The organism is Rhodococcus sp. (in: high G+C Gram-positive bacteria) (assembly GCF_049591685.1).
In the GTDB taxonomy this organism is placed as follows: domain Bacteria; phylum Actinomycetota; class Actinomycetes; order Mycobacteriales; family Mycobacteriaceae; genus Rhodococcoides.
This window is the reverse complement of sequence record NZ_JBAWFH010000551.1, coordinates 1-9,839: the sequence shown is the minus strand read 5'-3', so window position 1 is coordinate 9,839 and position 9,839 is coordinate 1. Positions and strand designations below refer to the sequence as shown.

Genomic DNA, 9,839 nt, shown 5'->3' with positions numbered 1-9,839 from the left:
ACCCGTCGGAGTCCTGTTTGCCGAGGTTGAAGAAGCACTTCGTCAGCGGATCTTTCTCATCCTTCAGTGTGCCGTCCGGATCGAGCAGAGCCATCAGCCTGACGGCAGCGACGCGAAGCTGTTCGGGCGTTACCTGTTTCGCGAGTTCGGCGAGCAAAACCTCGGATTGGACCTTCGATTCGTGATCGATCGCGGCAGGTAAATCGTCGAAGAATTTGTCGATGACGGTGACATGCGCGGCATCGATGTCGCCGTCGCTGTGCGCAGCCGCCGTGGACGGATATTCGGGTTCGAGCTTCTCACCGGTCATCGCTCGCCGCGACGCGAGCCTGCCTGCAATCTTGATTCGTTTGCCTGCGACGCTCGGATCGATACGGAGCAGCGACGCCAACCTGGACGGGTTGGTCCTGTCGGGCAGGACCGCGAGTCCATCGTTGTCGATCAGTTCGGTGAGCCAGGTGTGCGAGGTGCCGTACATCGCGCGAGAGAGCTTCTCCATGCGCACCAGCACTGCCCGTCGATCGGTGTCGGTCAACGCGCTGGACTCGACCTCGGCCACGGCGTTCCATGCCGCTTCCATCGATCCCACTGCGTCGTTCAGCACAGGGTCGCCGATGGCCAGCACACCACGTGTGCCGGCTACCCCTACGTCGTCGGCAAGACCGGCGACACTCTCCCCCGAAAGCATGCTCCAAGAATATCCGACAAATCACTATTTGTCGAACATGTGTTCGAATCTGAAGGCGCTGCACCCGCGATCATGGCTCTGGCATCATTCAAGGACCTTTGACGCGGTGAACTCGACGGCGATGTCGCAGTTCTGGGGGCAACGAAGAGGAACACTCGATCGAGTGCATCGCGGGCGTGCCGTTCGAGTGCATCGCTTTCGGCGCGGTGCCCGAACCGAAGACGGTCAAGAACCGCGTGCACTGGGACATAGACGTCACAGTCGAACAGGACATCACGACGCTCACCGATCTCGGCGCCCCCATCCTCCGACGCCCCGACGACGACATCTCGTGGACGGTCATGGCCGACCCGGAAGGAAACGAGTTCTGCGTGTTCGTCGAGTGAAATCTCAGCGCGGCGGCCCGATCGGCGGCTTGACCGCGGTGACGGCGCACTGCGCTTCGAGGATCACGCGCTGAGAGGTGCTGCCCATCAACAGTTTTCCGACGGGTGAGCGTCGGCGAATTCCGATGACGACCAGTTCGATGCCATCGACGTAGGACAGATCGATCAGGTTGTCCGAGTGCGAGCGTCCCGGCTCGTTGGCCTTGACTGTCACTGCGACGCCTGCGGCGTCTGCTTCCTCGCGGGCCGACTGGACGGCAGCGGCGAAGGAGTCCTCGGACGCGCTGTCGTCTTCGGCGACGATGATCAGGTCGGTGTTGCGCTGGCGTGCTTCACCGAATGCGAACGGCAGAGCACCCTTGCCTTCGACTGTCGGCGAGTAGCCGACGACGACGGTCATCGGGTCACCCGCGTGACGAGGGTGCCGTCGGCGAGGAACTGATCGAGGTTGCGCAGCGTCAGCGCTTCCATCGCGGCCCTCGTTTCGACGGTTCCACTGCCCACGTGCGGCAGCAGAACCACGTTGTCGAGGACCAACAACCGTTCGGGCACTTCCGGTTCGTGCGCGAAGACGTCGAGGCCGGCGCCTGCGAGCTTGCCCGTGGCCAACAGCTCGACCAACGCATCCTCGTCGACGACGCTGCCGCGGGCGACATTGACGAGGTAACCCTGCGGTCCGAGAGCTTCGAGGACCTCACGGCCGACGAGATGCTTGGTTCCCGAGCCGCCCGAAGCTGCGACGATCAGGATGTCGACGCCACCGGCGAGAGCGGCGGGAGAGTTGGCGTAGGTGTACGGGGAGTCGGCGATCTCGTTGCGGTTGTGGTAGCTGATCGGGCAGCGAAACCCGCTGAGGCGGTCTGCGATTGCGGTTCCGATGCGGCCGAGACCGATAATTCCGACGCGTTTGCCGGTGACCTGGCGGGTGAGGGGCGTGTTGCCTTCGGCGACCCATCGTCCGGCGCGGACGTAGCGATCCGAGAACGACACCTGACGCAGCGCGTCGATGACCAGACCGACGGCGAGGTCGGCGACGCAGTCGGTCAACACATCGGGAGTGTTGCTGACACCGATGTTCCGAGCGGCGGCGGCGTCGACGTCGGTGGTGTCGTACCCGACGCCGAAGTGGACGATGGCACCGAGGTTCGGCAGCCGCGCCATGAGAGCGGCGTCGACACCGGTTCGCCCGGAGGTCACCGCGGCGGTCACGGACTCGCCCTCGCGGGCCAGGAAGCTCTCGCGCTCGTCACCGTCGGGGAGCGTCAGCGCGTCGTAGTCGCCTGCGAGCGTGTCCATCAGGGACGGTTTGAGTGGCCCCACCCTGAGCACCCGGCCGGCGCGAACCGAATCTCGCTGCCGCGCAGCGGTTTTCTCGGACCCTACGGTGACCATTGTTTGTACTCCTCGCGATAAGTGAAGCGTGCGCGTTTCCACTACGATATTCCGTTTCTCGAATACCTGTCCAACACGGAAATAACATGGATTGATACCCAAACGGCATGGTGGCGGTGTTGCTAAGCCAGTGTTACCTAACCTGTCGACACATCCTTCCTGGTCAGGCGCCGTGCAGTGTGAGCTGCACCGCACCGCGGGCATGGCTGTGACTCACCAAACGAGCGCGAAAGGCCCGTTTGCCCAGTTGACGGCGAAATTCGACCCTCATACCGTGTGTCTACCGTCACAGAGTCGGCGCTGCACATGGCAGACGCGACTCTCTTTCCACAATGGAGGCCACAATGAGCCCTGCACCAGCAGTGCAGCAGGGACGGACCACGCGATCAGCATTGGTTCTCGCTGGCGCACTTACGTTTTCGATGATCGCCAGCGGGTGCACCGTGGCGAACTCCAATCAGGGCAGTACTGCGAGTGCCGACACCCTCCGCATCGTTCTGCAGGAAGAGCCGCCCACCCTCGAAGCGTGCGACGTCTCGCTCACCTCCGTCGGCGTCGTGACTCGGTCCAACATCACCGAGCCGCTGATGGAACGAAACCCGACCACCGGTGACCTCGAACCGAAACTGGCGGATTCGTGGGAACAGACCTCGGACCGCGAATGGACGATCAGCATCAAGCCAGGGGTGACGTTCAGCGACGGCACACCGTTCGAGGCCGCGGATGCCGCGCACTCGATCGAGCGGACCGTCAACTCCGACCTCGCCTGCAATGTCGAGGGCTACGTCTTCGGCGACGCGAACCTGACCGTCGAGGTCGTCGACCCGCTCACCCTGACCGTGGCCGCACCGGAAGCCGATCCCATCCTTCCGCTGCGCGTCTCCTTCGTCGAGATGGTTCCGAGAACCACCCCTCTCGACGAACGAGTCCGTGAACCCATCGGCACCGGCCCGTTCACCATCGACTACTGGAACGCCGGCCAGCGACTCTCGCTCGTGCGCAACGACACCTACTGGGGCGAGGCACCGGAGTACGCACGGGCCGACTACCAATGGCGTAGCGAGGGCAGCGTTCGCGCCTCGATGGTCACCAACGGTGAAGCTGAGATCGCAGTCGGCCTCGGTCCCGAAGACGGGGCGGGCGACCTCGGGGTCGCGTACCCGAACAACGAGACCACCGCCGTTCGAATCCAGCTCGAAGAGCCGCCGCTCGACGACATCCGGGTGCGTCAGGCCATCAACTACTCCGTCAACCGCGACGGCATCGTCAAGGCCCTGTTTCGTGGACTCGGATCACCCGCCGAGCAGCTGATCTCCGAGGGCGTCATCGGCTTCAACGACAACCTCGAGCCGTGGCCGTACGATCCCGAGAAGGCACAGCAGCTGATCGACGAGGCCCGCGCCGACGGCGTACCGGTCGACGCCGAGATCAGAATGATCGGCCGAACCGGGCAGTTTCCGAAGATCAACGAAACCCTCGAGGTCATCCAGAACGCGCTGTCGGAAATCGGCATGAACGTCTCGATCGAAATGACGGACTCCGCCGGGACCGCCGAGTACCAGGAGCGACCGTTCCCTCAGGTCGGCCCGTACCTCCTCGTCATCCAGCACGGCAACCAGGCCGGCGACGCAGCCTTCACCGCCGATCAGTACCTGAAGAGCGATGGTTTCCAAAGCGCGGGCGGCACAGCAGCATTCGACGAACGCGTCGACGCGGCAGCCGCGAAAACCGGTGAGGACCGACAGAACGCCTACGCGGAGGTGTTCGCCGACGAACCGAAGGAGGTCATGCAGATGGCGTTCATCGCACACATGAACGGCGTCCTGGCCAAGGCCTCGTCGGTCGACTACACACCCAACTCCGCCACCGTCGACGAAATGCATCTCGCAGCCATGACTCGCGCCGACACCACCGAAACCGATTGAGGCCATGATGAACACGTCACTCGCAGGGAGGCGCTGAGATGTTCAGATTTCTTCGCCGCCGCATCTACACCAGCCTGGTCCCGCTCCTCGTCGTCCTCATCGGTGTCTTCTTCCTCGCTCGCCTCACCGGTGATCCCACCAGCCTGTACCTCCCGGAATCCGCGACGCAGGCGCAGCGCGAGGCGTTTCGGGCCACCAACGGTTTCGATCAGCCGATCCAGACCCAGCTGCTCGACTACTTCAAGGGCGTCGTGCAGCTCGACTTCGGCGACTCGCTCCGCACCGGTGAATCGGCGTCGGCGATGGCTCTTCGCGCGTTCCCGGCAACACTGCAGCTCGCGTTCGTGACGATGTTCCTCGCCATCCTCGGCGCGGTCGTCATCGGTTGCTGGGCGGCCTACCGGCCGAACTCGCTCGCCGACCGCATCTCGAGCCTGCTGTCCATGACGGCCGCCAGCATCCCGGACTTCTGGTTCGCGATCATGGGCGTCTACGTCTTCGCCATTCTGTTCGGCTGGCTGCCCACCTCGGGCGTCGACAGCGGCATGTTGTCCTGGGTACTGCCGATCGCCACGCTCCTCATCCGCCCACTGGGTGTACTGACGCAGGTGGTGCGCGGCGCGATGGTCTCCGCCCTGTCCGCGCCGTATGTCAGGTTGGCCAGAAGCAAAGGCGCAGGTGACCTCCGCGTCGTCACCCACCACGCTCTGCGCAACGCTGCCGCACCCGCATTGACCGTCGCAGGTGATCTCATGGTCGGCCTGGTCAACGGCGCGGTGGTCGTCGAGGCCATCTTCGGTTGGCCCGGCATCGGCAAGCTCATGATCGACGCCATCCTCCAGCGCGACTTCGCAGTTCTCCAGGCCGCCGTGCTTCTGACCGCGGTGTCCATCTTCCTGCTCAACATCTTCATCGACGCCTGCTACGCACTGCTCGACGCCCGCGTTCGCGACAAGGCGAAGGTCTAGGAGGCCACCATGTCACTCGACTTCGAAGCACCGAAAACGTCCGAGCCAGAGAATGTTCCGGCTGCCGAACCGGTAGCGCGGAAAGCGTCCGCGCCGCTGTGGAAGCTGCTGCTCCGTGACCGCGTCGCGACCGTCGCCGCCGGGATCCTGGTTCTGGTTTTCCTGACGGCGATCTTCGGCCCGATGCTGGTGGGCGACGCAGCCACCGATCAGGATCTCGACCGCTCGAACCTGCCACCGTTCACCCTGGACACCGGCTGGATGAACATTCTCGGTACCGACCCGCTCGGCCGCAGCATGTTCGCCCGACTCGTCGTCGCCAGCCGCACCACGATGTCGGTCGCGGTTCCCGCTGTCGTTCTCTCGGCCATCGTCGGGTCCATGATCGGCATGTGGGCCGGCTACCACCGCGGCTGGCGCGAGACCTCGGCGATGCGCGTCGCCGACGTCATCATGAGCTTCCCGTCACTGCTGATGGCCGTCGTCGTGCTGTACGTCTTCTCGCCGAGTGCGGCCAACATCGTTCTTGTGCTTGCCATCACCCGCATTCCGATCTACCTGCGCACGGCTCGCGCCGAGTCTGCAGAACTGCAGAGCCGGCTCTTCGTCGACGCGGCCCGCACGTTCGGGGCTTCCAGCGGCGCCGTCATCCGCAGGCACGTCGCACCGATTCTGCTGCCCACTCTGCTCACCGTGGCCACCCTCGACTTCTGCTTCGTCATGCTGGCCGAGTCGTCGCTCAGCTTCTTGGGCATCGGGATTCAGCCACCGGACGTCAGTTGGGGCCTGATGGTCGCGCAGGGACGCACCTACCTGCAGACCGCGTGGTGGTTGTCGTTCTTCCCCGGCCTCGCCATCGTTCTCACCACCGTCTCGGCCACCGTGCTCGCAGCCTGGGCACGTATCGCCACCGACCCGGCCCAGCGTTGGCGTCTCAACGTGCCCCGCTCGAAGAGGTCCCGACTCGTTCCCACTCGAAAGGTCGTCTCATGAGCGCGCCAACAGTTTCCCGAAGTCGCATCGCGATGGACGTGAAGGATCTGACGGTCGACCTGCGGACCCCGTCAGGAGTCATCCGCGCAGTCGACCACGTCAGCTTCAGCGCACGTCGCGGCGAAACCCTTGCGTTGCTGGGCGAATCCGGCTGCGGCAAGTCGATGACGGCACAGGCCGTCGTCGGCCTGCTCGAACCGATCGCCGACATCACCGACGGATCCGTCGAACTCGGCAGTGACGTCCACGGCCAGGTCGACCTGGTGACCGCGAAGGACAAGGTGCGACGCCACCTCGCCGCCACCGAGCTGGCCATCGTGTTCCAGGACGCGTTGACCGCATTGAATCCCGTCTACACGGTCGGCACCCAACTGGCCGAACCGTTTCGGATCCATCGCGGAATGTCTGCCAAAGAAGCTCGGCAGGAGGCCATTTCGCTGATGGCCCGCGTCGGCATCCCACAGCCCGAATCGCGCGTCGACTCCTACCCGCACCAGTTCTCGGGCGGTATGCGGCAGCGACTCCTCATCGCCATGGCCGTCGCTCTGAGCCCCTCGGTGCTGCTCGCGGACGAACCGACCACGGCCCTCGATGTCACAGTGCAAGCACAGATCATGGCGCTGCTCCGCGACCTGCGTACCGAACACGACATGGCCGTCGTGCTCATCACGCACGACCTCGCACTGGTGGCCGAGGAAGCAGACCGCGTGGCGATCATGTACGCGGGCAACGTCGTCGAGACCGGGTTGGTATCAGAGGTGTTCGCCTCACCCCGCCACCCGTACACCAAGGGACTGCTCGATTCCGTGCCGGTGCATGCGGTTCGCGGTGAGGATCTCAAATCCATCGGCGGAACGCCGCCGGATCTTCATTCCATTCCCGACGGGTGCGTGTATCAGGCGCGCTGCCCGCTGGCTCGCGAGAAATGCGTCACCACCCGCCCGCCGCTCACGCCTGTCGGTGACGACAGAGAATCCGCATGCCACTTCCCGAACGAGGTTTCCCATGCTTGACACGACACCGGCCGATCAGCTCTTGACCGTTCGCGGCCTGAACAAGACGTTCAAGGTAGGCGGAGGCAATCTTCGGGCCCTCGATGCCATCGACCTCGATCTGCGACGGGGCGAGACGCTCGGTCTCGTCGGCGAATCGGGTTGCGGTAAATCAACTCTCGCCCGAACTCTGATGATGCTGGAGAAGCCCGATTCGGGGACCGTCGACTTCGACGGAGTCGACCCCTTCTCGCTGCGCGGCAAGGACCTGCTCCGCTTTCGGCGACGCGTCCAGATGGTGTTCCAGGACCCCTACGGTTCGCTCAACTCCCGGATGAACGCCGGTGACATCGTCAGCGAGCCGTGGCGAACACACAAGAGCCTGTACAACACTCGACGCGATCGCTCGGCCCGCGTCCGCGAGCTCCTGCACCTGGTCGGGCTACGGCCGACCGACGAACATCGCTTCCCGCAAGAGTTCTCCGGCGGCCAGCGACAGCGGCTCGGTATCGCGCGGGCACTGGCGCTGAACCCCGATGTGATCATCTGCGACGAACCCGTCTCCGCTCTCGACCTGTCGGTGCAGGCTCAGGTGCTCAACTTGCTCAACGACCTGCAGAAGCAGCTCGGCATCTCCTACGTGTTCATTTCGCACGATCTCTCCGTCGTGCGACACGTCGCCGACCGCGTGGCCGTGATGTACCTCGGACGCATCGTCGAGGCAGGTGCAACGGAGGCGGTGTTCGACCGTCCGAGCCACCCGTACACCGCTGCGTTGATGTCGGCGGCTCCCAAACTCGACGCCGCGGCACGCGGGGAGCGCATTCTGCTGAAGGGAGAGGTACCCTCTCCGATCAATCCTCCGTCCGGCTGCCGCTTCCGCACTCGCTGCTGGAAGGCGACCGATCTGTGTGCGTCGGAGGCTCCGCCGGTGGCACTGGACCGCAACGAAGCCGATCACATGGCGGAATGTCACTACCCGTTGGTGGCCAACGATCTTGGACTCGTGGCCGCCGGATCGTGATTGCCGATCTCTCCGTTGCCGGGTTCGCAGTCGTTGCGTTCGCTATCTTCTTCGCCTCGTGCATGCAGGCATCCATCGGATTCGGGATGGGCATGTTGGCGGCGCCCGTGGTGGCCATCGTCGATCCCGGTCTGGTGCCGGGAACGTTGATCATGCTGGCTGTCCTCGTCAGCACCCTGGTGTTGATCAGGGACGGGGCGTCGCTCGACCTGTCGGGTGCAAGCTGGGCTCTGGCCGGCCGGGTGCCGGGAACCGTTCTGGGCGCGCTGCTGCTCGTCGCCCTGCCGGAGCGGGGACTCGCCGTGATGCTGGCCCTGGTGGTGTTGCTCGGCATCGCCCTGACCTCGTTCGGGTGGGTTCCGTTGCCGCACAGACGCAATCTGGTGGTGGCGGGCGCGGCATCCGGATTGCTTGGAACAGCCACGGCCATCGGCGGCCCCCCGATGGCTCTGGTGTGGCAGGGAAACTCCGGCGCGAAGCTGCGCAGCACCATGAGCGGGTTCTTTCTGGTCGGGTCCATCCTGTCGCTGGTGGCACTGACGGCAACGGGCTCGGTCACGTTGCATACCGCGTGGCTGTTCGTGCTGCTGGCACCCGCCACCGTTCTGGGTTATGCGCTGTCCCGGGTGGTCAACCGGGTGATGGACCGCCGCAGGCTGCGAATCACGGCCATCGCAGTGTCGACCATCGGGGCGACCGTGCTGATCGTGCAGCAACTGGCAGCCCTGTAAAGATCCGTGACCTTCGGTCACCCGTGTGAGGTGCTGTGATCGTCAGACCCCCTCGGTGAGGTCCCGCACCTCGGCGTACCGTTCGCGGACGGCCGGGGTGGGGTCGGCCTCGTGAATCTGTGCGGGCGCCGATGCCCACTTCGGAGGCTCCGGTGTCTGCGCGAGCACCCAGGCCGCCTGCCGCGCCGCACCGTCGGCGACGTACTCACCGGGCTCGGGCACAACGACGGGCATACCGAAGATGGCAGGTGCCAGTTCACGCAAGGCCGCGGATTTGGCTCCGCCGCCGATCAGCAATACCCGTCGGGTCTCGATACCCTGCGCACGTAGGGCATCGATGCCGTCGGCCAGACCGCACAGCAAGCCCTCGACCGCAGCCCGAGCGAGGTGGCCCGCAGTCGAATTACTCAGGCGCAGTCCGTGTATCGCGCCCGAAGCACCGGGCCGATTGGGCGTCCGTTCGCCTTCCAGATACGGAACCAGCACCAGGCCCTCACTGCTGGTGGACAGCGCGAGGCGCGAGAGTTCGGCGTGGTCGACGTTCAGCAACGCCGCCGTGGCGTCGAGAACCCGCGCGGCGTTGAGCGTGCACACCAAGGGCAACTGCCGTCCCGTGGCGTCGGCGAACCCGGCGATGATGCCCGTCGGATCGCCGGCTGCGACGTCGGTGACGGCCGAGACGACACCCGAGGTGCCCACCGACACGATGACGTCGCCGACCTCCGCGGCCAGTCCGAGCG

At 64.9% G+C, this 9,839-nt stretch carries 11 protein-coding genes; 7 read left to right on the top strand and 4 right to left on the bottom strand.

Translation table 11 applies throughout. From position 1 onward, the window contains the following. The coding region (locus tag WBQ44_RS22565; RefSeq protein ID WP_495568890.1) for a DUF222 domain-containing protein at nucleotides 1-688 on the bottom strand (688 nt) is incomplete at its 3' end. A 176-nt stretch (nucleotides 689-864) separates the two neighbouring features. Here WBQ44_RS22565 and WBQ44_RS22560 point away from each other — a divergent pair. Then, nucleotides 865-1,074: a VOC family protein gene (locus WBQ44_RS22560; RefSeq protein ID WP_495568889.1), complete on the top strand. Its 210-nt coding sequence runs from the start codon at nucleotides 865-867 to the stop codon at nucleotides 1,072-1,074. 4 nt (nucleotides 1,075-1,078) lie between these two features. On the opposite strand, the gene WBQ44_RS22555 is transcribed toward WBQ44_RS22560, so the two are convergent. Both WBQ44_RS22555 and WBQ44_RS22550 read right to left on the bottom strand, forming a co-directional pair. Then, nucleotides 1,079-1,474: a universal stress protein gene (locus WBQ44_RS22555; protein ID WP_495568888.1), complete on the bottom strand. Its 396-nt coding sequence runs from the start codon at nucleotides 1,472-1,474 to the stop codon at nucleotides 1,079-1,081. After that, the gene (locus tag WBQ44_RS22550; protein ID WP_495568887.1) at nucleotides 1,471-2,466 is read right to left on the bottom strand and encodes a 2-hydroxyacid dehydrogenase; all 996 of its coding nucleotides are present in this window, start codon (nucleotides 2,464-2,466) and stop codon (nucleotides 1,471-1,473) included. The genes WBQ44_RS22555 and WBQ44_RS22550 overlap by 4 nt, the downstream gene beginning before the upstream one ends. A gap of 344 nt (nucleotides 2,467-2,810) precedes the next feature. Between WBQ44_RS22550 and WBQ44_RS22545 the strand changes: the two genes are divergently transcribed. From WBQ44_RS22545 to WBQ44_RS22520, 6 genes are read left to right on the top strand one after another with little or no spacing between them, the layout of a single operon-like run. After that, entirely contained in the window at nucleotides 2,811-4,391 is a 1,581-nt protein-coding gene (locus WBQ44_RS22545) for an ABC transporter substrate-binding protein (protein WP_495568886.1), read from the top strand. Nucleotides 4,392-4,429: 38 nt separating this feature from the next. Further along, nucleotides 4,430-5,359 carry an ABC transporter permease gene (locus WBQ44_RS22540; RefSeq protein ID WP_495568885.1) on the top strand — a complete coding sequence of 310 codons (930 nt, stop codon included), beginning with the start codon at nucleotides 4,430-4,432 and terminating at the stop codon, nucleotides 5,357-5,359. A gap of 9 nt (nucleotides 5,360-5,368) precedes the next feature. Beyond that, a complete protein-coding gene (locus WBQ44_RS22535) occupies nucleotides 5,369-6,352 on the top strand; it encodes an ABC transporter permease (RefSeq protein ID WP_495568884.1) in 984 nt (327 codons plus the stop codon). Then, nucleotides 6,349-7,365, top strand: coding sequence for an ABC transporter ATP-binding protein (locus WBQ44_RS22530; protein ID WP_495568883.1), 1,017 nt, complete (start codon nucleotides 6,349-6,351; stop codon nucleotides 7,363-7,365). Before WBQ44_RS22535 ends, WBQ44_RS22530 begins: the two co-directional genes overlap by 4 nt. Further along, a complete protein-coding gene (locus tag WBQ44_RS22525) occupies nucleotides 7,358-8,368 on the top strand; it encodes an ABC transporter ATP-binding protein (RefSeq protein WP_495568882.1) in 1,011 nt (336 codons plus the stop codon). Before WBQ44_RS22530 ends, WBQ44_RS22525 begins: the two co-directional genes overlap by 8 nt. Further along, on the top strand, nucleotides 8,365-9,099 hold the full coding sequence (locus WBQ44_RS22520; protein ID WP_495568881.1) for a sulfite exporter TauE/SafE family protein: 735 nt from the start codon (nucleotides 8,365-8,367) through the stop codon (nucleotides 9,097-9,099). Before WBQ44_RS22525 ends, WBQ44_RS22520 begins: the two co-directional genes overlap by 4 nt. A gap of 42 nt (nucleotides 9,100-9,141) precedes the next feature. On the opposite strand, the gene WBQ44_RS22515 is transcribed toward WBQ44_RS22520, so the two are convergent. After that, nucleotides 9,142-9,839, bottom strand: a 698-nt coding sequence (locus tag WBQ44_RS22515) for an FGGY-family carbohydrate kinase (RefSeq protein ID WP_495568880.1), incomplete at its 5' end; no start/stop codon positions are given.

What these genes read in the sequence shown, in the direction of transcription:
- WBQ44_RS22555 (WP_495568888.1), bottom strand. Translation starts at nt 1,474, where the DNA reads ATGACCGTCGTCGTCGGCTACTCGCCGACAGTCGAAGGCAAGGGTGCT.
- WBQ44_RS22530 (WP_495568883.1), top strand. Translation starts at nt 6,349, where the DNA reads ATGAGCGCGCCAACAGTTTCCCGAAGTCGCATCGCGATGGACGTGAAG.
- WBQ44_RS22540 (WP_495568885.1), top strand. Translation starts at nt 4,430, where the DNA reads ATGTTCAGATTTCTTCGCCGCCGCATCTACACCAGCCTGGTCCCGCTC.
- WBQ44_RS22525 (WP_495568882.1), top strand. Translation starts at nt 7,358, where the DNA reads ATGCTTGACACGACACCGGCCGATCAGCTCTTGACCGTTCGCGGCCTG.
- WBQ44_RS22550 (WP_495568887.1), bottom strand. Translation starts at nt 2,466, where the DNA reads ATGGTCACCGTAGGGTCCGAGAAAACCGCTGCGCGGCAGCGAGATTCG.
- WBQ44_RS22535 (WP_495568884.1), top strand. Translation starts at nt 5,369, where the DNA reads ATGTCACTCGACTTCGAAGCACCGAAAACGTCCGAGCCAGAGAATGTT.
- WBQ44_RS22545 (WP_495568886.1), top strand. Translation starts at nt 2,811, where the DNA reads ATGAGCCCTGCACCAGCAGTGCAGCAGGGACGGACCACGCGATCAGCA.